The organism is Paenibacillus sp. RS8, from assembly GCF_041956825.1.
Classification (GTDB): Bacteria; Bacillota; Bacilli; order Paenibacillales; family Paenibacillaceae; genus Paenibacillus_AQ.
This window is the reverse complement of sequence record NZ_CP168131.1, coordinates 6,165,072-6,190,906: the sequence shown is the minus strand read 5'-3', so window position 1 is coordinate 6,190,906 and position 25,835 is coordinate 6,165,072. Positions and strand designations below refer to the sequence as shown.

General features: G+C 44.5%; 17 protein-coding genes. 16 read left to right on the top strand and 1 reads right to left on the bottom strand.

The window, feature by feature from the left end:
• Positions 1-186: 186 nt before the first annotated feature.
• On the bottom strand, positions 187-1,569 hold the full coding sequence (locus ACDZ28_RS29105) for an FAD-binding oxidoreductase (protein ID WP_042129467.1): 1,383 nt from the start codon (positions 1,567-1,569) through the stop codon (positions 187-189).
• Between the two features lie 223 nt (positions 1,570-1,792).
• Between ACDZ28_RS29105 and leuC the strand changes: the two genes are divergently transcribed.
• From leuC to ACDZ28_RS29025, 16 genes are all read left to right on the top strand, one after another.
• Positions 1,793-3,217 (top strand): 3-isopropylmalate dehydratase large subunit, encoded by a 1,425-nt coding sequence (leuC, locus tag ACDZ28_RS29100; protein ID WP_042129465.1) that lies wholly within the window; start codon positions 1,793-1,795, stop codon positions 3,215-3,217.
• 29 nt (positions 3,218-3,246) lie between these two features.
• Positions 3,247-3,849, top strand: coding sequence for a 3-isopropylmalate dehydratase small subunit (gene leuD / locus ACDZ28_RS29095; RefSeq protein ID WP_076119749.1), 603 nt, complete (start codon positions 3,247-3,249; stop codon positions 3,847-3,849).
• A 186-nt stretch (positions 3,850-4,035) separates the two neighbouring features.
• On the top strand, positions 4,036-5,604 hold the full coding sequence (locus ACDZ28_RS29090; RefSeq protein ID WP_375103434.1) for an N-acetylmuramoyl-L-alanine amidase: 1,569 nt from the start codon (positions 4,036-4,038) through the stop codon (positions 5,602-5,604).
• Between the two features lie 147 nt (positions 5,605-5,751).
• The gene (locus tag ACDZ28_RS29085; RefSeq protein WP_042129459.1) at positions 5,752-7,191 is read left to right on the top strand and encodes an N-acetylmuramoyl-L-alanine amidase; all 1,440 of its coding nucleotides are present in this window, start codon (positions 5,752-5,754) and stop codon (positions 7,189-7,191) included.
• Between the two features lie 115 nt (positions 7,192-7,306).
• Positions 7,307-7,966 carry a GerMN domain-containing protein gene (locus tag ACDZ28_RS29080; protein WP_042129458.1) on the top strand — a complete coding sequence of 220 codons (660 nt, stop codon included), beginning with the start codon at positions 7,307-7,309 and terminating at the stop codon, positions 7,964-7,966.
• Between the two features lie 87 nt (positions 7,967-8,053).
• The gene (locus ACDZ28_RS29075; protein WP_375103433.1) at positions 8,054-10,783 is read left to right on the top strand and encodes an S-layer homology domain-containing protein; all 2,730 of its coding nucleotides are present in this window, start codon (positions 8,054-8,056) and stop codon (positions 10,781-10,783) included.
• A gap of 217 nt (positions 10,784-11,000) precedes the next feature.
• A complete protein-coding gene (nth, locus tag ACDZ28_RS29070; RefSeq protein ID WP_076119747.1) occupies positions 11,001-11,681 on the top strand; it encodes an endonuclease III in 681 nt (226 codons plus the stop codon).
• Positions 11,682-11,706: 25 nt separating this feature from the next.
• Entirely contained in the window at positions 11,707-11,973 is a 267-nt protein-coding gene (locus ACDZ28_RS29065) for a hypothetical protein (RefSeq protein WP_042129455.1), read from the top strand.
• A gap of 411 nt (positions 11,974-12,384) precedes the next feature.
• A complete protein-coding gene (locus ACDZ28_RS29060; RefSeq protein ID WP_375103432.1) occupies positions 12,385-16,071 on the top strand; it encodes a dynamin family protein in 3,687 nt (1,228 codons plus the stop codon).
• A gap of 149 nt (positions 16,072-16,220) precedes the next feature.
• Positions 16,221-17,411, top strand: a complete 1,191-nt coding sequence (purT, locus tag ACDZ28_RS29055) for a formate-dependent phosphoribosylglycinamide formyltransferase (RefSeq protein ID WP_375105433.1) — start codon at positions 16,221-16,223, stop codon at positions 17,409-17,411.
• The gene (locus ACDZ28_RS29050) at positions 17,401-17,865 is read left to right on the top strand and encodes a GNAT family N-acetyltransferase (RefSeq protein ID WP_339287386.1); all 465 of its coding nucleotides are present in this window, start codon (positions 17,401-17,403) and stop codon (positions 17,863-17,865) included. Before purT ends, ACDZ28_RS29050 begins: the two co-directional genes overlap by 11 nt.
• Before the next feature lie 401 nt (positions 17,866-18,266).
• On the top strand, positions 18,267-19,919 hold the full coding sequence (locus ACDZ28_RS29045) for a response regulator (protein ID WP_375103431.1): 1,653 nt from the start codon (positions 18,267-18,269) through the stop codon (positions 19,917-19,919).
• A gap of 2 nt (positions 19,920-19,921) precedes the next feature.
• Positions 19,922-21,751, top strand: coding sequence for a sensor histidine kinase (locus ACDZ28_RS29040; protein WP_042129447.1), 1,830 nt, complete (start codon positions 19,922-19,924; stop codon positions 21,749-21,751).
• Positions 21,748-22,770 carry a substrate-binding domain-containing protein gene (locus tag ACDZ28_RS29035; protein WP_375103430.1) on the top strand — a complete coding sequence of 341 codons (1,023 nt, stop codon included), beginning with the start codon at positions 21,748-21,750 and terminating at the stop codon, positions 22,768-22,770. Before ACDZ28_RS29040 ends, ACDZ28_RS29035 begins: the two co-directional genes overlap by 4 nt.
• A 256-nt stretch (positions 22,771-23,026) precedes the next feature.
• On the top strand, positions 23,027-24,109 hold the full coding sequence (locus ACDZ28_RS29030) for a galactose ABC transporter substrate-binding protein (RefSeq protein WP_139328545.1): 1,083 nt from the start codon (positions 23,027-23,029) through the stop codon (positions 24,107-24,109).
• A gap of 144 nt (positions 24,110-24,253) precedes the next feature.
• Positions 24,254-25,765, top strand: a complete 1,512-nt coding sequence (locus ACDZ28_RS29025) for a sugar ABC transporter ATP-binding protein (RefSeq protein ID WP_042129442.1) — start codon at positions 24,254-24,256, stop codon at positions 25,763-25,765.
• Positions 25,766-25,835: the final 70 nt, after the last annotated feature.

The following is a 25,835-nucleotide window of genomic DNA, read 5'->3' as shown; positions in this document are numbered from 1 at the left end:
TCCTTTGGGAGATTGTTTTTACTTATAAGTATAACCTATGAAGTTGAAGTTTTATATAGGTTCGCATGTGAGTTCGTGCACGAACGCTCTGACCGGCAAATAGGAAGGTGTGGTTTACCAGTAATCGCTGGAGTCCTTTATGTTTGCCGGTCTAATTTCTATGCTATCTTATTACGTCTTACTATACTATACTTTGCGGGCTGGAGAGATGCTTTGAGGGTTGTTAAATATATTTCCCGGGTCATATTTAGCTTTGACTCTCCGTAATCTAGGATAGTTCGCTCCATAATATACTGTTCCGGAATTTTTAATTCCCTGGTCTGGAACGTTGATGTAGCTCCCCACGATAAATGGCTGCAGCTTCCGACGTGTATTTCGTACTACGAATATATTTCTGGCAGCTTCCGATTTCTTGATCCATGAGCTATTCCACTCTACATAGAATTTCGCTTTACGCCAGTAGAAGGCTGTAGATTTGGGTGACTTACGGCTCACAGCTCCACCCCAGTTGAGGAAAAAGAAACCTGCGAACTCTCCCTCCACTTTCTCTAAGAATTCACGCATGGACTTAATTGCCTTGTCCGGGAAGGGTTTTCTTACGAAACCGCTGGAGAACTGGTTGCTGACTCTTTGAGTTAGCACTGGATCGGGCGCTAACATAAAACTCACTACTTTTGTATAGGGCAAAGAACGGATAATTTGATTCGTAGGCGTTCCTACGCTCGTAACGGGCTTTAAGAGGCGAGAAGCCTCAGCTTTTGATCCGAGGAACAGCCCCGTCATAGTGACATTACCGCCTTTTTTCGGACCAATGGATAATTCACTGCCCAACTTGGTATTAACGGAAGGAGCCCAGAGTTGCCAAGCTTTGAATACCTTCTCGAACTGATCCCAAGGCCAGGTGATACGAAAAACGGTAGCCGAAGCTGGAGCTGGACGTACTTTGAATTTGTAACTGGTGTAAACTCCGAAATTCCCCCCGCCACCTCCGCGTGAAGCCCAGAGGAGATCAGAGTTACTATTCTTATTGGCACGAATAATTTTCCCTTTGGCATCAACCATTTCGAGTTCGATTAGATTATCACTAACAAGGCCCACGGTTCGCTGGAGCGGCCCGATACCCCCGCCTAGGGTGATGCCTCCGATTCCAACCGTAGGGCTATCGCCGAATGGAGCCATATATCCTTGCCCAGCAAGCGTGTGTGCAATTCTCCCCACTGTATTTCCGGTACCCACAACAACAGTTCCTGATTTTTTATTTAGTTTGATTTTCTTCATTTCACTTACATCGATGACAATTCCTCCGGTGACCTGTGAAAGATTAACTTCCAGAGAATGTCTACCGCTTCTTGCACGGATGGGGACTTTATTCTCGTTAGCCCATTTTATGGCGTTCGCAACATCTTGTGTTTTTTGTGCGAAAACAAACACTTTCGGGAATTTGTCAGTATGCGGATCCCAATTCTTACGTGCCGTTTCATACCCTTGATCACCTTTGAAAATAACTCGCCCGGTAAGTCTCGTTCCTGACTTCAATTGTTCCAACTCCTTCTGAGCTAACAAATGCATTGCATTTCAACAACTAGGACCCGATATAGTATGAAGGGCATTCGTCTAAGGAGTGGGCTTACTAGGGTCTCAGAAAAAAACGTCTTCAATCTTATAGGTTGAACCTATCACTTCTATAGATATCATATCTTGGAATTATAAAGATGGTGATGTTATATTTAGATCATTCAAGAGAGACTCCACGCTCTCTTCCAATGAACGATTCTATTAATGAGGTGAAATTATGAGCAACAAGACAATGTTTGAGAAGATTTGGGATAATCATGTTATTCATCAAGAGGAAGGTAAGCCTAGCATTATTTATATCGATCTTCATTTGGTTCATGAAGTAACTTCTCCACAAGCGTTTGAAGGACTTCGCCTCAGTAACCGCAAGGTTCGCCGTCCTGAACTGACTTTCGCTACAATGGATCACAACGTTCCTACCAAGGACCGTTTTAACATTAAAGATCCAATTTCCAAGCAACAAATCGATACACTTTCTAAAAACTGTGCTGATTTTGGTGTGAGATTGTTCGACCTAAATGATATTGATCAAGGTGTTGTTCACGTAATGGGTCCTGAGATCGGCTTGACTCACCCTGGTAAAACTATCGTTTGTGGTGATAGCCATACCTCTACACATGGTGCATTCGGTGCGCTGGCCTTTGGTATCGGAACAAGCGAAGTTGAACATGTAATGGCTACCCAATGTTTGCAGCAATCCAAAGCTAAAACAATGGAAGTACGCTTTACTGGTAAAAGAAATCCTGGTGTAACAGCAAAGGATATGATCCTTGGTGTTATTGCTAAATATGGTACTGATTTTGCAACAGGTTATGTAATTGAATACACAGGTGAAGCTATTCGTGAGTTGTCGATGGAAGAACGTATGACCGTCTGCAACATGTCGATCGAAGGCGGAGCAAGAGCCGGCTTGATCGCTCCTGACGAAACTACTTTTAACTATCTGCGTGGACGTCAATATGTGCCGCAAGGCGAAGCTTATGACGCTGCTGTTGAAGGATGGAAGAGTCTTGTTAGTGACGAAGGTGCTCAGTATGATACGGTTGTTGAATTCGATGTGGAGACATTGATTCCACAAGTGACTTGGGGTACTAGCCCGGGCATGGGTACAGATATCAACTCTAGCGTGCCAAATCCGGCTGACTTTACCACTGAAAATGAACGCAAAGCTGCTGAAAAAGCGCTTGAATATATGGATTTGACTCCTGGAACTCCTATTTCTGAAATTCCAATTGATTATGTATTTATCGGTTCTTGTACTAACGGACGGATCGAAGATTTGAGAGCAGCTGCCGTGGTAGCAAAAGGCCATAAGGTATCTGACAAGGTTACTGCCATTGTTGTTCCTGGTTCTGGTCGTGTTAAAATGCAGGCTGAGAAGGAAGGGCTTGATAAAATCTTTACTGACGCGGGCTTTGAATGGCGCGAAGCGGGATGCAGCATGTGCCTTGCGATGAACCCTGATGTACTGCAACCTGGGCAACGCTGTGCATCTACCTCGAACCGTAACTTTGAAGGACGTCAAGGTCGCGGTGGACGCACGCATCTGGTATCCCCAGCTATGGCTGCTGCAGCTGCGATAAAGGGTCGTTTCACTGATGTACGTGATTGGAACTATAAGACGGAAGCTGTCAGCTCATAGAACTAGAGAGAACACGGGAGGATAAAACTATGGATGCTTTTAAAAAATTAACAGGAATTGTTGCACCAGTAGATCGGGTGAATGTAGATACGGATGCTATTATCCCAAAGCAGTTCTTGAAACGGATTGAACGGACTGGATTTGGACAATTTTTGTTCTACGAATGGCGTTTTGATGAGGCTGGTAACGATAATCCTGCCTTTGAAATGAATAAACCACGCTATAAAGATGCTTCTGTCTTGATCTCACGTGCTAACTTTGGCTGTGGTTCGTCACGGGAACATGCACCTTGGGCGATTATGGATTATGGTTTCAGAGTTGTTATTGCACCTTCTTATGCAGATATCTTCTACAACAACTGCTTTAAGAATGGCATTCTGCCGATCAAGCTTTCGGAAGAGCAAGTGGATGAGCTGTTTAAGCGGACAGCCGAGCATGATGGCTACCAGTTGACCGTGGACCTTGAAAGCAATACACTTCATGATGAATTTGGACTAAGCATCAGCTTTGATCTGGATGAGCACCGCCGTCAGTTCTTGCTGCAAGGTCTGGATGATATCGGCTTGACCCTTCAACATGCGGATGAAATTGCTGCGTATGAAGAGCGTCATGCGGCTAAGTTATTCTCTTAATAGTAGGGTATGACTGGTTTCATTCTTAATTTTTACAAAAATTACGCAAAACTTCTATTTCCGGGTCACGGAAATAGAAGTTTTTTTGCTATAATCAAAATATTCATTGGTTATTAAGGAAACATTTGGTGATTTCTGTCGTCTAAGTATTTATCTAGAACTATCACTTGCAGAAGGAGCGGGAAAATGAGAAGAGTTGGGTATCGAACGTTGCTGCTATTGTTGCTGCCATTATTATTACTATCATTCACTGGACGTGAAGCTGCCGCAGCTAGTAGTAGCTCAGGCAGAATTATTATGGATAATCAAGAGCTTACTTTACCAAAAGGAATTAAACTTGAGAACGTCAATGGCAGTGTTATGATCCCTGTCAGAGTGGTAGTGGAGAATCTTGGATTTGAGGTTTTATGGGAGCAGCAGGCCCGCAAAGTAACGGTTCACCAAGATGGAAAAAGCATTGAGCTGGCTGTAGGACGAAAAACAGCTGATGCGGATGGAGTAACGTTTGATTTAAACGCAGCACCCAAGCAAAGCGGTGGTACAGTTCTCGTTCCGATTCGCTTCGTAAGTGAGCAGTTCGGGCTCAAGGTTGGCTGGGATAATAGCGATAAAACGGTCTATTTGACAGGTGGACAAGCTTCGGTGGCTACACCTGAGGGAACCGTTACTAGTCCTACAGCAACAAGTACGCCTTCTCCAACTCAGATTACTACACTCGGCATGGATAATGGCACAAGCGCTGGAAGTGTTGTGCCCTCACCGACACCACAATCATCTTCCGTACCAGGAAGCACTGGTGTGAATGCAGCAGGTCCGCTTGTAAATGGGGCAGCCTTCACTGAGAATCGATTAATCATCGCTGTTTCTGGGGCTGCTAAACCTAGCATCACAAAAATGAGCAGTCCAGATCGAATCGTCGTAGATTTTCCCGGTGCGGCTTTTGCTCCTGATTTCGTAGGAGGCCTACCGAGTATTACGACAAACGGAAGTCCGCAAGGGAAGCTGGATGTTACTGGTTACCCTCTAGTTTCTGAGATCCGGTATGCGTTGTTCAGTGTAAGTCCTTCTACTGTTAGGTTCGTGATTCAAACGGTCGGGAGCCAGCCTTATCAATTAAGTACGGATGAAAGTACTGGACTGGTGACACTAGATTTGAATGTTACAGGCAGTGAAGGGAATACCTCAGGTGGTAGTGGAATGACAGGAAAGCCAGTTGTAGTTCTCGACGCGGGTCATGGAGGGTCACAATCAGGAGCAGTCAGCCTCACAGGTAAACTGGAAAAAGACTTCAATTTAGCTGTTATCCGTAAAGTACAAGCACTGTTGATGCAAGAAGCTTTGGTTGACGTCGTATTTACTAGGACTGAAGATATTACGTTAGGTCTTCAGGACCGTGTGAATATCGCAGAAGCTGCAAAGGCTAATCTATTTATTTCAGTTCATGGGAATTCACTGGAGCAGGGTTATCCGAATAGAGATAAAATAAATGGCAGCGAAACGTACTATTCGCGTAGTGGGAGTCTGCCGCTTGCACAGATTATGCACAAACATCTGATAGCTGGTACTGGATTCAAGGACAACGGAGTAAGAACGAAAAGTCTGCATGTTACAAGAGAAACAAGTATGCCGGCAGTACTTCTAGAAGTGGGGTATCTTACTAATTCAGGAAATGAATCAGGGATGTATAGTGAGCAGCTTCAAGACAAATTAGCGAGGGAAATTGTAGCTGGTATTAAGGAATATTTAGGACTTTAATGCTTAATGTTGGTGAGATTTCTCAATTTTTATGGAATATATTCGCAACCTTTATAGATTATTAGCGTCTAATAGAGGTCTGAGGTTGACGTAGACAGGCCATCACGATCGCCATTCACAGGCGAATACTAGATTTAGAGGTGAAGAATGAAGAAATTCAGTTTGATGTTGTTTTTGTTGCTCTTAGTTTTTGTTTTGCCTGAGAACGGACATGCTGCTGCCGGGAATAGCAAGATTTATCTGGACGGCAAGGAGCTGACCGCAGGGCAAAATGTCCCGGTTGAGAATGTGAATGATACAATCATGGTGCCGTTAAGGTTGATCTCTGAAAGCCTTGGATATAACGTGGGATGGGATCAGAAGAGCAAGACGGTAACGATTGAACAGCAAGGAAAGGTCATCAAACTGGTTGTGAATCAAAAGACAGCCTCAGTTGATGACAAGACATTAACGCTTACCACGGCACCAATCCTTCGTAGTAATACGACACTTGTACCGATTCGATTCATAAGTGAACAGTTTGGATTGAATGTCTCGTGGGACAACGTGAAGAAGAGTGTATATCTTATTACCCCAGGATCCTCAAATGATAACGGTAGTTCTGGTGGAAATACTGAAAATGGTGGATCTGAGGTTGTACCCCCAGTAGATCCTTCTAAGAATTTAACGATGGTAAATGGTGTGAGTTTTAGTGAAAATCGTTTGAGTATTGCGATAGAGGGTAATTCAGCACCGAAAGTGACGGCGATGACTGGACCGGATCGGTTAGTGGTTGATTTTCCTAATGCTACTTTCTCCGATCTGTTCGGAACTGGACAAGTTCTTGACCCTGACCTGAATGGTAAACTGGAAGTAACGGATTATCCTGATGTTTCTGGAGTTCGTTATTCTCTTTACAACACTAACCCTTATACAGTACGTTTTGTTATTGATTTGAATCATCCTAAAAATTATAACGTAAGCGTTTCTGGCACCGATTCTAAGCTGGTCATCATTGATCTGAATGCAGAAGATACGGGAGATACTTCAACACAGCCAGGTAAGGACGGTAAGAAGCTTGTAGTACTGGATGCAGGGCACGGAGCTAAGGATTCTGGAGCAGTTGGAGTCACTGGCAAATACGAGAAGAATTTTAATTTAGCTATAGTGCTTAAGGCAGCTGCTTTGCTTAAAAAAGAGAGTAATATCGACGTTGTGTTGACGCGTAGTGACGATACTTTCTTGGAACTTAAGGATCGTGCGGCAATGGCTAATAATTTAAAGGCAGACCTATTTATTTCTGTACATGCCAATAGTTCAGGATCCTCGGCGGCAAGTGGAACAGAAACTTATTATCAACGGGAAGCCAGTAAGGCATTGGCGAACGTGATGCATAAATATCTTGTTCAAGCTACAGGACTTAGCGATCGCGGTGTACGTTACGGTAATTTCCATGTAATTCGTGAAACGAAAATGCCTGCAGTTTTACTTGAAGTAGGGTACCTGAGTAACAAAAAAGATGAGGCGTTGCTCTTTACAGATGCACTTCAAAATAAAGTTGCTGCTTCAATGGTGAGTGGAATTAAGGAATATTTGGGTATAAAATAACAGACCAGTGGCAGACGAGCGCCGCAAAGTCAGCTTTCTGCTTTTGTTTTTAAAAGGCAAGAAGTGGTTTTGCGGTACCTGTCTGCCCGTATTCATCTAGAGGAGGCGTTTATTAATGATGAAACAAAAATGGACTATGGTTGGGGTTGCCGCGCTGCTCCTGCTTGTGATCGCTGGCTGTGGAGACAAGCCTACAGCAGCTCCAGCAAACGGTGTAGAGACAGATAGTACTAATGTTGTAAGCGGTGCTGGAGAAAGTACTCCGGCTCCAAGTGAAGATCCAGGAAACGAAGTGGCTAGCACTCCGCAACCGACAGCAGACAATACTAGTGCAGAAACCCAGCCTACTGCGAAGCCAGTAGCAGATGAGAAGCAAAAACAGAGTCTGAGTATAGAAGCTTATTATACGAATTCACAAGTTATGGATCTGATTCCTGCTAAGACTAGCATTAGCTTCTCTGACGATGTTGAGAAATATACAGAGACATTCAAAGCACTGCAAAGTAACGAGAATACTGAGCTTGTATCGTTATGGGGTAAGATTGAGCTGAAATCGTTAAAGTTTGTGGATGGTCAAATTGTGATGGATATTCATAAACCGGATGAAGCACAGCTGGGTGCTGGTGGGGAGTCCTTAGCGATTTCTTCACTTGCCAAAACCTATTTTCAATTTGATGAAGTGAAAAGTATCGAAGTTTTGGTAGACGGTGAAAAGGTTGAAAGCTTGATGGGTCATGTGGACCTAATGCATCCTATGACTAGAGATAATAGCTAATTGTTATTACAACAAAGGAATACAGCATCTAACTGACGAACTTTAAGGTATACTATTTATTTGTGTCACAGAGAGGGGAATAATCTATTGTCCGCGCAAAAAAGGTCAAAACGTCCATTGAAGACTTATTCTACTAAAGCAGTATCGGCTGTTATGGCTGGTGCCATGATTTTTGGCGGCACAAGCGCAGTGTTTGCAGATACAGCAACGACAGCAGCAACAACCACAACACAATCGGTAGGCATTTTTAGCGATGTGAAAACAGGCTTCTGGGCTGAAAAGCATATTTATAAACTTGCATCACAGGGAATTGTGGTTGGTAATAATGGTTTGTTCCGCCCTGGCGATTCTGTAACTCAACAAGAAGCTGTGCTTATGGCATTACGTTTTATGAAGTTGCAGGATAAAGTGGATACTTCTTCAACAGTTGCCTTACCTAATGATTTTAAGGTTACGAATTATTACAAGGATTATGTAGTGTTGGCCTTTCAACAAGGCCTGCTTGATAAGGCAACCGAAATGGCTCCAGATAATCTGAAGACTTCTTGGGGAGAGCGTAAAGCGTCCCGCGAATGGATTGCTGAACTCCTAATTCGTGCACTAGGAAAAACTGCAGATGCAGCCGTAGCAGCTAGTGAGCCGACAGGTTTTGCGGATGATGCTAAAGTGTCTGCAAACAAAAGAGGCTACATCAACGTTGCTGTTGATCTGAAACTAGCCAATGGTCTTGATGGTAATCGCTTTGATCCACAAGGGGCTGTGACCCGTGCTCAATTGGCAACCTTTTTCAGCCGTGCGGAAGCTCACAATACGGTTGAATATGACAACACGGTATCAGGAACAATCAGTCAATTAGCAGATGGAAAACTATCCGTTTATAACAATGGAAAGACTTCTACATATAACCTGGGAGCGAGCACCGCTTATTACACAAGCGCTTCTGAAAGTAGAATAAATCTAAGTGATATCCAACCTTACACAAAGGTTACTGTAATTGGAGCGACATATAACGCAGCTTATGTTGAAGTGACAGACCCTACACAACAAGTGGAGAGCCTTTCCGGAAACTTCGCAATGGTAGCACCTGGTAATAAGCTATGGCTGAAATCAGCTACTGGGTTCACTGAATATTACTACGATGAAACGACTACCTTTGTAGATGCGAATGGGACTTCAATTGAACCTGCTTCGCTGGTAGCAGACAGCATAGTTACGTTACAGCGTGAAACTTATAGCGGTTCACATAAAGTGGTCAACGTTCAAGTGACTTCAGGCGTTGTTAACAAAACGACGACAGGTACCGTTCAAAGCATAGATCTTACTGGGAAAAGCATTACGTTTAAAAATGCTGCTGGTACGGTGGAAACCTTTAAATGGGAAGATGGCACTTCATTATTCAGCTCGCAATCATCAGTACTGCAGCCAGCAGATTTAAAGACAGGTGCTGCTGTTAAATATACGATTAAGGAAAACGTGATACGTACTGTAGAAGTGACAGAGGGTGTTGAACGGACAGTTCAAGGTGTACTTACGGAACTGAGCAATTCAACAGTTGTTTATAAAAAAACGGACGGAACACTTGAAGTTAAACTGTTAGGCACGAAGCCGGTGATTGTTATTCCGAATATGAATAGCGCCGTGGCTGATGATCTTATAGCTGATAAAGTAGGTGGGGACAAAATTCAGCTTACGCTAAACAGCAGTGACCAGGTCACAAAAATTGAAGTGTTAAGTCGTCAAATTGAGCAGTATAGTGGAGCGACGGTTATTGACTATAATACAAAAACACAGCTGTTGACAGTTCTGGATGTTGATAAAAAGGCACATGTTGTTCAGTTGGATGAAAAAACAAAATTGTTGATTGAAGGCGTACTTCCTAATTTAACGAATGCCGGTACGAAACTTGTTGAGAACCGTAAAGTAAATTTAACGGCAATAGGTCAACGGGCTTTGTCTTTGGAAATTGTCACAAAGTACGAAGGAACTTTGTCTGCTGTTAATACTACTTCTAGAACAATTGTATTGAAGCTTAAAGATGGCGGGCAAACTATAACACTGCCATATCCACAGTTAGTTGATCTTTTTGGGAAGACTAATCCATCCTTAAGTGATGTCCCTGTTGGTAGTAATGTGACAGCCTCACTGACAACTAGTCAGGATCTCATTGCAGTATTGAAAGTAAAGACCATTCTTCAGGTTGAAGCAGCAACTGTTAATTCTGGAACCAACCGTGTAAGCATTAAATGGAACGGGGGGACCAGTGAAATTAATACTGCGGCGCTTCCAATAACTAATGAAGCCGGTGAGAGCATTAAGATAACCGCTTTGAAATCAGGAGATTATCTGAATGTCACTTTTGATGGAAGCGCACCGCTCTCTATTCAGGCCGTCAAGCTTACAACAGGTCAGATTAGTTCAGTAGGAGCAGCAACCAACAGCTTAATTGTGAAGGAGTATGCTGGAGCAGCACAAAACTTTACTGTAGGTGGAGTTAGAATCATACGTGATGGTGCGACAACAACGGCTCTTAGTAACTTAACAACAGCGGACAGAGTGGAGATTCGGAAAGATACGGATGGAGTGACAGTCATTCGAGTGTTACCACAGTTAACTCGTTCATTCTCTCGCTTTGACAGTACGACGAACTCATTGGTGACGAAGAGAGCAAATCTGAACGATAAGTATCAGTTCACTCTTGCTTCAAATGTATATATTCATCAAGGAGATACGACATTGTCCGTGCAATCTCTGAAAGAAAATGATAATATTATAATGTATTTCAATAATGATATCGTGGTTGAAATTGTGAAACAATAGTAGCAATGGTGGATTTCCGAGTGAATCACCGTCTTGACACAGGAGCTTTGCCTGCGTCAAGACGTTTTTTTTGAAATATAAGAAAGTTTAAGAGTTGTATTTTCTTGAAATGTATGAAACCATACGTTATAATACAGACTTTGCTTATATTTCTTTACATTAGAGGACACGCTCGTGTAAGTTTTACTGAGCGTAATCGCTCCGTGGAGGGGACACTATGAAAGTTGCAGAGGTCCGCCACATCTTGGATACGATTGGAGACTTGTTCCCTGATGCACATTGCGAGCTCAATCACAGTAATGCTTTTGAATTAACGATAGCGGTACTGTTGTCAGCCCAATGTACGGATGCAACGGTGAACAAAGTGACCGAGGACCTGTTCCAAAAGTACAAAGCCCCCATCGATTATATTTCTGTACCGCTGGAGGAATTGGAGGGGGATATCCGGCGCATCGGCTTATATCGTAACAAAGCTAAGCATATCCAAAGCCTATGCTCTATACTCATAGAACGGTATGGTGGCGAGGTGCCTGAGGCTCATGACTTGCTTGTAACGTTGCCCGGTGTAGGTCGTAAAACCGCAAACGTAGTAGTATCCAACGCTTTTGGAGTTCCTGCCATTGCAGTGGACACGCATGTGGAGAGGGTTGCAAAACGACTTGCGCTAGCAGGCTGGAAAGATTCTGTGCTGGAAGTGGAAAAGAAGCTGATGAAGGCTGTGCCACGTGACGAATGGACGATCACTCATCACCGGCTTATCTTTTTCGGACGATATCACTGCAAGGCACAGAACCCAAAATGTCAAGTTTGTCCGCTCCTTGATGTATGTCGAGAGGGCAAAAAACGTATGAAAACAGCAGTTGTCAGGAAAGCTAAAGATCATACGTCAAAAAGTTAGAGTTGAAGAAGAGGATGGGATAGAGATGAAATGCATTTCTGTATACACAGATAATTTTGAAGTGTTCTCTGATATTTTTGATCGCGTAGTGGAAAGCCCACTCGAAGAGAACGAAGAGCAAGAAGTAGAAGGTATCACGATCAGTCATTCCGGTGACGTTCCTGAACACTATTTTGAGCGTATGTCAGTGAAACCTGAGGTTGTCGTAATGAGAGATAAATCTCGTGGGTTGACTATTCTGCAGCACGGAAAAGTATTCGAAATTCTGTTACCTGTTTCGGAAACTGCATAAGTTAAAAAATGTTAAAAGGAGTCAGCCCTCAGGTTGGCTCCTTTTTTGTTGCTTACTTTTTAGCGATAATAGCAGAAAGATGTTTTAATAACCTCATTTCGTAAGAGATGATAGGTTATTTTGTAAGTAGTGTGTATTTAATTTGTGTCAAACTGGTGATAAACTGTAATTATTATTTATAAAAAAGGTTTCGCATGACATCTCAGAAATTACACCGTTATAAACATTGTATAAATTTAAATGCCTTCAGCGTCCTTATAAGGACGGCAAGCGTTTAAGCGAGAAATATAAGGATAATGAATAGTGTGAAACATATACTTTCTTATATTTTAAAAATGAGTCTGATTTCGTATTCTTGAATGGGTAATATTCAAAGCATGATTAGATGGTAACAGTGGAGGTGGAGAGTCAGTGAGAGCGGAACAGGTTAGCATTCAGAAAGAGACATTAAATGAAACAGCATCGCTGCTTTTCCAGTTGCGTAGATTAATGCATCGCTGGGGCGATGAAGGATCTGAACGTATATATGAAGATTTACAGCATAAAGAGGGTGGGAATGAACTGACCCTTGCTTTTTGCGGGCATTTTTCGGCAGGGAAATCCAGTATGATCAATCTCCTATGCGGCAGTTCAGTGCTGCCTTCGGGACCTGTGCCGACTAGTGCCAATATTGTCTCTATTCGCAGTGGAGTTCCGCGAGTGCTTATTTATCCTAGGGTTGAAGGAAGTGAAAATGAACCTTCACCTATAGAGACAACTCCAGAAAGATTACAGGAATACTGTCGAAACGGTGGCGAATATTCCGCGATTGAGGTATGGAATGAGATACCGCTGCTAGGTAAGGATGGCGTTTTATTGGATACACCTGGTGTAGATTCGACGGATGATGGTCATCAGGCGGCGACTCGTTCCGCGCTGCATTTAGCGGATGTTGTATTTTATGTAATGGATTATAACCATGTACAGTCAGAGAATAATTTGGCCTTTGCCAAAAATCTTAGCGACTGGGGTAAACCGTTGTATCTGATCGTTAATCAGATCGACAAGCACAGGGAACAAGAAATTTCTATTGAGGAATATAAACGTCAACTTGAAAATGCTTTTGAACAATGGGGGATTCATTGTGCTGGAATTCTGTTCACCTCTCTCAAAAAGAAAGAGCATCCACTTAATCATTGGGATCATCTACTCATCCTAATAACAGAACTATTGGAACAAAAGGAGCAACTACTTCAATATAGCCTATCTCGTTCCATCCATCATACAGCGGACGCTTCTTTAACTGCATTCCGTGAAGATCAGCAGGAGGAGAAAGCAGCTCTCCTTGAAGAATTGGAAGGTACGAATGCAGAGACGGTGAAGAAGGAACTGAAGTCGCTAGAAGAAGAGCAGAAACAACTCGAGGAGTTGCCTCAGCAGTCGCGATCGAGCTTGCGAACGGGTCTCGACACCTTACTGAATAATGCTAATCTAATGCCTGCGGATGTAAGAGAGGCATCAGGAAACTATATCGAGAGTGCCAGCCCTACGTTTCGGTTAGGGTTTTTCTCTACGGCTGCGCGGCGGGAGAAGGAACAAAGTAAACGACTGGCAGTCTGGCAAGGGCTGTTGACCCGAGAGATTTCCGCTCAGCTGGAATGGCATTTGATTCAGCTGGTTCGTGATTGGGCGGAGATTCTCGGGCTGTGGGAGGAGGAGGCGGAGACGACTCTGAAGCAAGGGTTCCCGGCGGTGAGCCAGGAGTGGTTGGCGGCTGCAGTTAAGCCGGGAACGGGGTATAGCGGCGAGGCGCTGCTCAATTTCTGCCGCACACTAGCGGCTGATATTAAGAGCCAGTTCCGCCGAGCCGCGTTAGCGGTGAGCGATGAGCTGTTAGCGAAGCTGCCACCGCTCATGGATGAGCGGCGCGCGGAACTCCAGCGCCGAGAACAAGCTCTTGCGCGGCAGTCGCGCGCCGTAGCCGCGCTAGCCGCCCTGGACCGCGCGGCTGACGCCCGCGCGAACGAGCTCGCGGCGCTGCTGCCGCCGCGCCGGCCCCTCACCCCCGGCATCCTGCCGGAGGTGAGGGTCACCCCGCGTGCGGCCGCGCAAAGCGCCGCACCGCGGGAGGTCCAGCCGCCGCAAAGCGTAGCGGCTGGAAGTGCCGCCGCCGCAAGCTGGGCGGCGGGAACGGCTTCGCCGGCGGGCGGGCGCCGCCGGCTATCGGCAGCCGCTGACGCGCTGGCGGCTGCGGCAGAGCTGCTGCGCCGCGAGCCTGCGATGGCATCAGCGGCGCGGAGTCTGGCCGCACGGGCGGAGGATCTCGCCGGCGGCCGCTTTACCCTCGCGCTGTTCGGTGCGTTCAGCGCGGGTAAGTCTTCCTTCGCCAACGCTTTGCTCGGCGAAGAAGTACTGCCCGTGTCTCCACATCCCGCCACGGCTGCGGTCAACCGCATATTGGCGCCGGAAGGTGACTTCCGTCATGCCAGCGCGGTTGTAACGATGAAGACCATGGCAGATTTCTGGGATGACATCTGCCATTCGTTCAATGTGCTGCAGCTGGGTGAACCACAGCAGAACTCATGGACAACAGTTCTTGCAAGCTTGCCTGCAAGAGGAATTCATCCCTCTGCATTGCCCCATGCTGGATTTCTACGGGCAGCAGCGGCTGGCTGGGCAGAAGCCGAGCCTTTGCTTGGAACAGTTCGAACTGTGGATCTGGAAGAATACCGAAGCCTTGTAGCCGAGGAAACTCGGGCCTGCTTTGTACAGGGGATTGATTTGTATTATGCCTGTCCCTTGACCGAAAGCGGGATTGTACTCGTGGATACACCAGGAGCCGATTCGTTGCATGCCCGTCATACCGGCGTAACCTTTAATTACATGAAAAATGCGGACGCAATATGTTTTGTTACCTACTACAACCACGCCTTTTCAAAAGCAGATCGAGGTTTGCTAGCACAGCTGGGCCGTATTAAAGATAGCTTTGCACTTGATAAAATGTTCTTTATTATCAATGCTTCCGATCTTGCTTCTGGAGAAGATGAATTGGAAGAGGTACGAGAGCATGTCGCTCAAAATTTACGTGCAGGTGGCTTACGTTCGCCGAGAATTTATGCGCTCTCTAGCTTGCTGGCTCTGGAAGGTAAAACTCAGCATAATTATGAACGCTATGAGGCTTCCCGTTTCCATCATTTCGAGCAAGCCTTATCCAGCTTTGCGGGAGATGAACTTCCTCAGCTTTCACTTAATGCAGCTGCAGAGAGTATTGCATCTGTTCGCCGCAGGGCGGAAGAGTGGCAGAATCTCGCTTCCATGGCGGCAAACGAGCGCGAAGCAGGATTAAAAGAAATGCAAGAACGTCGTCAATTAGCATTGAAACGGCTATCCCTATTGGAGACAGAAGAACGTCCTGGTAGAGATCTAGTACATGAAGGAGAGGAGCTGATCTATCATGTGTGTCAGCGGATTAGCTTCTCCTTCACCAGAAATTTTCAGGAGTCTTTCCACCCCTCCTTGCTGCGTGAGGACGCTGGAAATTTAAAAGCTATCTTCGCTGCATGTGGTGCAGAGCTGATGCGTACCACTCAGCGTGAATTGGAGCAAGAGCTATGGGCGACAACGCTGCGACTGGAGAATACTGGGCGCAGACTTGTTCATGAAGCTACCGAAGCGGCTGCTGCTGAGCTGCGCTTCTCTACGCAGGAGTTTCAGCTGATGGAGAATGAAGAAACGGCATGGCCATCTCCTAGTGAGCTGGAATGTCAGCTTCAGTCCGTGGAATGGTCAACCTTATGGGGACATTTTAAATCTCCCCGCTACTTCTTTGAAGGCGCTGGCCGGGAGCAAGTCAAAGGTGCGGCTGAGCCTCTTGTGAAAGAAGCTGTTAATGTTGCGGCGGCAGAGCAGAAGAAAAAATTACTTGCACATTATGTCGAATGCATTGCCAATGAATTAAAGGCCGCTTCAGAGCATCTTCAAGAAGGGATGGCGGAGCAAGAGAAAGCGATGCTGGATCTCCTTAAAGGAGGTGAGTCCGCAGATCATTGGGGCCAGTTAGGTCACCAATTATCTCTCTTAGAACAATCTTTTGTTGATAGATTGGACAAAAATCTTTGAAATTTGTAGGAAATTGTCGAAGAACACTTGCAATCTGGCGTATGATGGATGAAAATAAAGAAGCCTGAAAATATACAAAGAAACTGTTCCGTTTTCAGAAATTTATGGAAACGAGATAGTCAATTTGCCGAAAGAGGTTGAAATCGACAATGTGGGGAGCTCCTTTTTCAGCTCAAAGCCGCAAGCTGCTGCTGCTGGGCAGCGGGGAACTGGGTAAGGAAGTCATAATCGAAGCTCAACGTCTTGGCGTAGAGACCGTAGCTGTAGACCGTTATAGCGATGCACCAGCGATGGGTGTAGCTCATCGTTCGCATGTTATTGATATGCTGGATGCAGAGGCGCTTAAAACGCTTATTCGCTCAGAAAAACCGGATGTTATTGTTCCGGAAATTGAAGCAATTGCCACTCATGCTCTTCAAGAGCTTGAAGAGGAAGGTTTCTTCGTTGTTCCGACCGCACGAGCGGCTCGTCTGACCATGGACAGAGAAGGCATTCGCCGACTTGCTGCTGAAGAACTTGGATTGCCAACAGCGGATTATCGTTTTGCAGATAGTCTGGAAGAGCTGCATCAAGCCGTTGCAGAACTAGGCACTCCTTGTGTCATCAAGCCAATTATGAGTTCTTCTGGCAAAGGGCAAAGTGTTTGTAAAAGTCCAGAGGATGCGGAAGAGTGCTGGAACACTGCTTTGGATGGAGCTAGAGCCAAAGGAACACGTGTGATCGTGGAAGCCTTTGTTACCTTTGAGAGCGAGATTACACTCTTGACGGTAAGGTCCGTGTCTGGCACGATATTTTGTCCGCCTATTGGGCATATTCAGAAGGATGGAGATTATGTCGAATCATGGCAGCCTCACTTTATGAAGCCGGAACTACTAGATGAAGCTCAGTCTATTGCCAAAGCAGTTACGGATCAGCTCGGAGGATTCGGTATTTTTGGAGTGGAACTTTTCTTGAAGGATCAAGGCGTATTGTTTAGTGAAGTGTCACCCAGACCTCATGATACAGGGATGGTGACGATGGCGACGCAGGATTTATCTCAATTTGCAGTGCATGTCAGAGCTATTCTTGGATTTCCAGTCCAATCAGTTCAATTACTGACACCAGGTGCCTCAGCAACGCTGAAGGCTGAAGGAGAAGGACGAGCTTTTGTTGTGACTGGAATTGGTGAAGCTTTGGAGTTACCTAGGACTCAGGTTCGGGTATTTGGTAAACCAGAAGTCCGTCCTGGGCGGCGGATGGCAGTGGCGTTAAGTGCGGCGGAAGATGTGGAAATCGCGCGGACGGTAGCCAAGCAGGCAGCGTCTATGCTAAAAGTGGAGGTAAATGAGGATGAACAGTAGTACCATGGCACCTGTACTGGAAATTCGCAAATGCGGCTTGAATGATCTGGAGAGAGTTACAGCGCTTCTGCGGGAATTCGGCTATCCAACAACGCTTAGCGTGATGAAAGAGAGACTCGAAAGCATGGAGAATAACCATCTTGAGTGCACGCTTGTTGCAGAACTAAACAATGAAGTTGTGGGAATGGTCGGTCTTAGACAGGTAATCTCGTATTACAAACAAACAGATTGTATCACTGAGATTACTGCACTTATCGTATCAGAAGAACTCAGAGGAAACGGACTTGGTAAAAGACTTGTGGCCGCAGCAGAAGAATGGGCACGTGAGCAAGGTTGCTGTCAGCTCTTCTTGAGAAGTGGTAACCGTGTAGAGCGCGCACCGGCACATGCTTTTTATCGTCATTTAGGTTTCGAAAAGACAGCAGGTTATCGCTTTAACAAAGCGTTGCTATAATACTTATAGGTTCCGATCATCCCCATCCCAGCTACGGCGGGATGGTTTTTTTTTACGTAAATACAAGGATCGATCAAGGATATAAACCTGCAAAAAGAACACTTTTTTATAATACGGAGATCGCTAAAGCAGTAATTACTGAGAATCTGAAGTAGTTCTTGCTATGAAGTAGCTTTCAAGTCACATCATCCCCTCATATCTTTTATATCCCTCTGACTCCGTGTTTCATATCCCCGGCTATATCTTTCATATCTCTCCAACTAGCACATTGTAGTCATTAGACAGACTCTTTTAGTTTTTAATAAATCGATTTAAATAACTAACCATAGATGGAATAGTTTGAATCATATAGAATGAATTTTATGACAGTTAAATAAATCGTTTCCAAAGAGGGATGAGAAATGTACAAGTTAATTCTAGCTGAGGATGAAGAAGATGTTAGAGAAGGGGTCATCGGGCAGATTGATTGGGAGCACTATGGTTTCGAAATTGTAGAACAGGCGGAGAATGGACGGGAGGCAGCGGATGCGATTGATCGTTTGCTCCCGGATGTGGTTGTGACGGATATTCAAATGCCTTTTATGAACGGGCTGCAGCTGGCGGAATGGATTCGCGAACGGCATCCCAATACCAAGATCATTATTCTGACAGGGTATGATGAATTTGAATATGCGCAGAAGGCGATTAAACTGCAAATCGATGAGTATATTTTGAAACCGTTTTCTTCACAGGAGTTGATTGATGTTCTGCTAAAGGTCAGAGCCACTATAGAGGCTGAAATTGCAGAGAAGGAGAATGTTTTTGTACTCAGTGAGCATTATCGAAAAAGTCTGCCTGTGCTGCGTGAGCAGTTTTTATCTTCACTAGTTTCACGCAAGTTACGAATGAATGAAATAGACGAAAAAAGTTCGGAATACGGAATAGATCTACATGGGAAATGGTTCCAAGCCTCGGTAATTAGTGTGGATTATATTCGTCCAGATCGGGAAACGGTTAGCCTTACCGCAGGTAAGCTAATTTCTTTGCGAGATACGGGAGAGAGAAATTTACAGCTCTTCGCTGTGCTCAATATTGCAGAAGAATTATGTAATAAGCATAATTTTGGCAGGGTATTTATCCATCGTGATGAGGTGGTGCTTCTTTCCATTTGTGATGCAGGAGAAGAAACTGAAATTACGGGGAAAACTTTTGAAATTCTAGAAGAAATCCGCCACAATGTGCAGCGGTTTCTTAAGCTAACGGTAACCGCTGGTTCTGGAACGGTTTGTCCTTCGCCTGCTATGCTATTTAATTCCTTTGGTGATGCCATGCAAGCGTTAGATTATCGTCTCATTCTTGGCAATAACAGAGTCATTTGGATCGAGGATGTGGAATCACGTTCGAATACACTCTTGGCCTATGATGAATTGACCCAGCAGTCCTTAATCCGAACGATTAAGATGGGAACCGTCCAGGAGCTTAAAGAGGTTGTGGAGGAGTTATTTGGCGGATTGAATGCTGAGCAGGTATCTACTCAGGATTATCAGATTTTTTTGCTGGAGATTATTACATCTATCCTGCGTGTAGCTAAAGAGTCCGGTAGTGATGCTGCTAAGTTCGTTGGATCTGGCATTTCCTCATTAACTGAAATGAATAAATTTAATAGTATGAGTGAAGCCAAACAATGGATTATTACGATCTGCAGCCGGCTAATGGACTCCATTGCCTTAGAACGCCAATCTAGCTATAAGCTGCTCATTGATGAAGCTAAAGAATACATCCGTAGCCATTATGAGGAATCGGATATTTCTATCGGAAAGGTCTGTCAGCATTTACATATCAGTACGGGTTATTTTAGCAGTATTTTTAAGAAGGAAATGAAGATGACTTTCGTTAGTTATCTCTTGCAAATCCGATTAGAGGCAGCAAAGGAACTTTTACGCTCCACGGAACTGAAGGCTTTTGAAATCGCCGAGAAAATTGGCTTTGCTGATCCTAACTATTTCAGTTTTTGCTTTCGTAAAAAATATGGCCAGTCTCCCAAAGAGTATAAAAACAGCTCCAGAGGAGGGTAGCCATGCGGCAAGAAAAGTCCTATTCTTTTCGACTGCGGCCGCAGCATCCAAAAGGGGGGAAACGTCGATTGTCCTCCAAGCTGAGGAGCATTCAAGTGACGATTACGCTCACTTTTACATCTGTCGCCGTACTTGTAGCCGTCGTTGTCAGCCTTATGCTGTATAACAAGTTTGCTAAGACAGCAGAAGAGAATGCCAATATGAATATGCAGCAGATTATTGAGCAAGTGAACTACAATCTGGAGCTTTATGTTAAAGGGATGCGGAATATTTTTGAAACCGCAGAAGATCAAATAACGAATAGTCCCTCCGTGGACTCCGCTTTACTGATGGAAAGAATGGCTATGTTAATGGGAAGTAGAGAGGATCTTGTTTCTGCAGCAGTTTTTACCCCACAGGGGAAATACGTTGTGGGCACAGCAGGACAGAAGTTACGCAGCAACACACAGTTAGAAACTCAGAGTTGGTTTACTACGGCCAAAAGAACGTCTGAGATCTCTTATTCAGCGCCCCATATTCAGAACTTGTTTAAAGGTCAGTACATATGGGTCGTGTCGATCAGTAAACTCATTCAATATCAGGAAAAGGGAGTATTAAAAACGGGTATCCTGCTGATGGATTTTAACTTTCGCACCATAGATGAGCTGAGCAAGCAGGTTAAGCTTGGTAAAAGAGGATACGCTTACATCCTCGATCAATTAGGCAACATTGTGTATCATCCGCAGCAGCAGCTTATTTATGCTGGCTTAAAGTATGAGAATGTGGAGCCGGTATTGGAATATGCTTACCGTAGCTATTTGGATGAGTCTACAGGTGAAAAACGTTTTATCACAGTGCGTACGCTGGAGCAGACCGGATGGAAAATAGTCGGAGTTGCTTATTATGACGAGATAGTAACCACCAAGCGAGATCTGAACACCTTTTTATCCTGGTTCCTAGCGGTTGTTATTTTATGTGTAATTATCGTATCTGTCTTTTTATCTGCACGAATTGCCCGCCCGATCCGTAAGCTGGAACGGACACTTCAGCAGGTAGGCGAAGGGGATCTTAATACTCGAATCGATGTGAGCGGTGCATATGAGGTAGAGCAGTTGTCCAAACGGTTTAACCTCATGCTGCAGCGAATCCGTCAATTGATGGATCAAATTATTTATGAACAAGAAACGAAACGCAAGGGTGAGCTTGAAGTCCTGCAATCCCAGATTAATCCACACTTCTTGTACAATACCTTGAACTCTGTGATCCGGCTTGCTGAGCGTGGTAAGACGGAGGAGGTCGTCACAATGATTCAGTCCTTATCGAAGTTTTTCCGTATAAGCCTAAGCAAAGGCAATAATATGATTACCGTGCAGGAAGAGCTGGATCATATTCGTCATTATCTCGTCATACAAAGCTTCCGTTTCAAAAATAAATTCCGCTATGAGATCATCGCGCAGGATGAAGTGCTGCAGTGTCAGACGATTAAGCTGATTTTGCAGCCGATTGTAGAGAATGCCTTGTATCACGGAATAGAAATGATGCCTGATGAAGGTTTTATCTCTATCCAAGCGGAACTGAAGGACAATCTTGTCATCATACGGATTAGTGATAATGGACTAGGAATGTCCAAGGAGACTATGAAGGTTATTTTGACAGGTGGCAGTAAAAGTATGAGCGGTTCCGGGGTAGGCGTAAGAAATGTGAACGAGCGGATTGAGCTGTACTATGGCCGAGAATATGGTCTTTCTTTTGAAAGTGAAATTGAAGAAGGTACTACGGTTACCCTTATCTTTCCGGCACTCGCAAAAGGCGAAGGCAATGAAGGGCTTAAGGAGGATGAGACATCGTCATGAAAACCTTTCGTTTTTGGCTAACCTTGTTAATGTGTGTGGTGTTATGGACTACGGTTTCTTCTTGTTTTAATTCAGCGCCCAATTACATCAATACAAATAAGACCCGTAATATTCATCTCATTGTGAAAATGAACAGGGGTGACTACTGGAATACGGTTAAATTGGGGGCAGAAGCTGCAGCGCAGGAATTTAACGTGAAATTAACCTTCAAAGCTCCGGACTCTGAGAGTGATATCACAGAACAGGTGAAAATGGTGCAGGATTCTATTAATGAAAAAGCAGATGTGATTATTTTAGCTGCAAGTAGTTATATGGGGCTTGCACAGGTTGTAGATCAGGCGGCTTATTCCAAAATCCCTGTCATATCCGTAGATGCGGAAGTAGGTTCAGCAAGAGTAAGGACATATATTGGCTCGAACGGCTATGAAGCGGGTCAAAAATCTGCAGAAAGATTGATCAAGCTGTTGAAAGGATACGGCGAGGTGGGCATTATTAATTTCACCAATTCAACTCAGAGTGAGAAACAGGATTCTTCCAGCGGAATTGAATATGGTGCTAGAGACGCAGAGGAACGGGAGAAGGGATTCTTAAATTATACGGCCCGTTATCCAAACATACAGGTGGTTGAGATTTCATACACGACCTCCAGCATTAAGGATGCAGAAGAACTTACGCAGCTAATGCTGCTGAAGCACCCGAATTTGCGGGGAATTGCGAGTCTGAATGAAACTGCTTCACAGGGTGCGGCAATGGCGATCCAAAGCCGGGGGCTGCAAAATATTAAAATGGTTGCCTTTGATAGCTCCCCCTCCATGATGGAATTGCTGCAGGATGGTACTGTTCAAGCAACCGTCATCCAAAACCCTTTTAGTAACGGGTATTTAGCTGTAAAACATGCCGTTGAAGTGATCGAAGGAATCGATGTTCCAGAACGTGTAGATACAGGAACAAAACTAATTGATTTGGACAATATGTTGTGGCCTGAGAATCAAAAGCTGTTATTTCCGTTCGTTAGATAGGAGCTATTTTGAGCGTATACGATTCGTGAAACGGATACCATCCTTAAATGGGGCGGTATTCGTTTTTCTAGAATATAAGAAAGTATAAATTTTTAATGAAAATCATCCTTATATTTCTTTACGGGTTCATTAGAATTTTTATATTAATGAGTAGGATTTTATATTCGCAAGCGTTTTCAGGTGAGGCATAATATGGATGTACCCGAGACGATCAGGGGTAAACAAAAAAGAAGTATAAATAGGAGGTCAATGAATAATGAAAAAAATCACTTCCGTGCTATTAGCTAGTGCTTTACTGGGTGCTGCTCTGACAGGCTGTGGTGGCAACAACAATACTACTAATAGTGCTGCAGGCAATGATAAGGCTACTAATGCTCCAAAGACTGAGAACTCAGGTACTACAACAGAAACTCCTAAAGTTGGGGTCGCCATTTACAAATTTGACGATACCTTTATGACAGGTGTTCGTAACGCCATCGATAGTGCTGCTAAAGGCATTGCTACAGTAGATATCGTAGATAGCCAAAATTCACAGCCAACACAAAATGACAAGGTTGACTTATTCATCACTAAAAAATATAACGGGATGCTGATTAACCCAGTTGACCGTACAGCTGCTGGCGTCATTATCGAAAAAGCTAAAACAGCTAACATTCCGGTAGTATTCCTGAACCGTGAACCGCTTCCTGAAGATATGAAGAAATGGGATAAAGTTTATTATGTAGGTGCTAAAGCAGAAGAATCCGGCACAATGTCCGGCCAACTGATTGTTGACTACTGGAAAGCACATCCTGAAGCTGATAAGAACGGCGACGGTGTTCTCCAATATGTAATGCTAAAAGGTGAACCAGGACACCAAGATGCTGAGCTTCGTACTACTTACTCTATCCAAGCTATCGAAGATGCAGGAATCAAGGTGGAGAAACTGGCTGAAGATACAGCAATGTGGGATCGCGTAAAAGGACAAGAAAAAATGGCTGCATTCCTTGGCTCCCACGGCGATAAAATCGAAGCTGTTCTTGCTAATAACGACGATATGGCCCTCGGTGCAATCGAAGCTCTAAAAGCTTCAGGCTACTTCACGGGTGACAAATTTATGCCGGTAGTAGGTGTAGACGCAACTGCTCCTGCGATTCAAGCGCTGGAAGATGGAACAATGCTCGGTACGGTGCTGAACGATGCGAATAACCAAGGTAAAGCTGCTATCACAGTTGCTGCTTTGCTTGCTAAAGGTGAAACACCTACGAAAGACAATGTAGGTTTTGATATCACTGACAACCAATACGTATGGATTTCCTACAAAAAGATTACGAAAGACAACATAGCTGACGCTAAGTAATTACCTCGGCTACAGCGTTATTCATGATTATATGACAGCACGGGGAGCGGATAACCGCTCCTCGGTATTTCTTTTAGGCAGGGAACAGGATGGAACCGCTGTGCCTCTCATAAAAAAGAAAAAAAGCGTAGGGGGCGTAACAACATGGAAAAAGCTGAGTTTTTGCTGGAAATGAACAACATTACAAAAGAATTCCCCGGCGTCAAAGCGCTGGATGATGTTAGTTTAAAGGTCAGACCGGGTTCGGTTCATGCACTTATGGGCGAGAACGGTGCAGGTAAGTCCACACTCATGAAATGCCTTTTTGGTATTTATTCACCGGATGCCGGTGAGATTTTTTTGGATGGTGAGAAGGCTTCCATCAGCAGTTCCAATGATGCGTTAAAAAGCGGTATCTCAATGATTCACCAGGAGCTGCACCCCGTGCCGTTCCGAAGTGTTATGGAGAATATCTGGTTAGGACGTTTTCCTACGAAGGGAATCGGACCGATACAGTTTATCGACCATAAGAAAATGTACACTGACACGGAAAATTTGTTTAAAGATCTGGATATCGATCTGAATCCTGAGACTTTAGTGGGTAAGCTGTCTGTATCCAAAATCCAATCCATTGAAATTGCGAAGGCTGTCTCTTTTCACTCCCGAGTTATTGTAATGGATGAACCCACTTCTTCCTTAACCAGTGTGGAGGTGGAACATTTATTCCGGATCATACGGGACCTCAGAAGCAGAGGCGTAGCTATTATCTATATATCTCACAAAATGGAAGAGATTCTTGCAATCTCTGACGAAGTTACTATTATGCGTGACGGTAAAAAAATTGGTACTTGGCCAGCGGAGGAATTAACTACAGATCTAATCATTTCCAAAATGGTGGGTCGCGATTTAACGAATCGATTCCCAGAACGTTCTAACGTACCTGGCGAAGTATACATGAAGGTGGAAGGGTTAACCTCTCCGGAGGAAAGATCCTTTAAAGATGTATCTTTTGAATTAAGACGAGGTGAGGTCCTAGGGATTGGTGGTCTAGTAGGTGCCCAGAGAACCGAGGTTATTGAGGCATTGTTCGGTCTGCGAGCCTTGAAATCCGGAACGATCTCTATTAAAGGCAAGAAGGTTAATATCAATTCTCCGAAGGATGCGAAGAAACACGGAATGGCTCTGCTTACCGAAGAGCGTCGTGTAACAGGCATATTTCCAGTTTTGTCTGTTCATGAGAATGGTGCCATCGCTAATCTACATCGTTACCAGAAGCTTCTTCTTCTACTAGATGGAAAAAAGAAGAAAGTGGAAGTCGATAAAATGATTGAAAAATTACGTACTAAAACACCAACAACCAAAACGCTAATCATGAATCTTTCCGGTGGGAATCAGCAAAAGGTGTTACTTGCCAGATGGCTGCTGACTGAGCCCGAAATCCTGCTTCTGGACGAGCCGACTCGTGGTATCGACGTAGGGGCTAAATTCGAGATTTACTCCATTATTACCGACCTGGCCCAGCAAGGGAAGAGTATCATTATGATCTCCTCTGAAATGCCGGAGCTGCTCGGAATGTCTGACCGCGTAATGGTCATGTCGGAAGGTAGACTCACCGGTATACTAGAAGGCGAGCAAGCTACGGAAACCGAAGTTATGCGTCTCGCTGCACAGCATTAGGATAGGAATGTACTGATAGTTTTGCTAGGCGAAACTAGATTTGGTTTACGAAGAGAACTACTCTTCGCGT